We start from the raw sequence: 604 nt of genomic DNA on the forward strand, positions 1-604 counted from the left end.
AAGCACATCGGCATAGCATGTCGTATCTGTCATCGCATTGATGTCGGAAACAACGACGAAAGGACAGGTTTTCAAGGCTTCGATGACAAGATCCGCCTCCGGCATAGAATCCACCGGATTGGTCGCCATGATCCATAGCGCCTTGATCTTCCCTGCCCGCGCCGCATCAAAAAGATCGACAGCCTTCAGTCCCGGCTTCGACGCAATGGTCGGAGCGTCCCAGAACGCCTGCACGAGCTGGCGGTGCCCGGCATTTTCCAGATGCATATGGCCCGCCAGCATGTTCGCCAATCCGCCAACCTCGCGGCCGCCCATGGCATTGGGCTGACCGGTGATCGAAAACGGCCCCATACCCGGACGACCGATGCGACCCGTTGCCAGATGGCAGTTGATAATGGCATTGACCTTGTCGGTGCCGCTGGCGGATTGGTTCACACCCTGGCTGTAAACCGTCACGCTTCGCTCGGTTCGCGTGAACAGTTCAAAAAACGCACGAAGTTCTTCGGGAGAGATCCCGGTCCGTGCGGCAATGCTGCGCAGATCGTGACTGTTGGCGATAGCCAATGCCGCCTCGAACCCCGACGTGTATCGCTCGACATAATGC

General features: G+C 58.1%; 1 protein-coding gene. It reads right to left on the reverse strand.

Annotated features, from left to right (window positions below):
* On the reverse strand, nucleotides 1–604 hold a 604-nt coding region (locus ACXJ5O_RS29200), incomplete at both ends, for a molybdopterin-dependent oxidoreductase (protein WP_457302949.1).

It is taken from the genome of Phyllobacterium sp. P5_D12, from assembly GCF_054049495.1.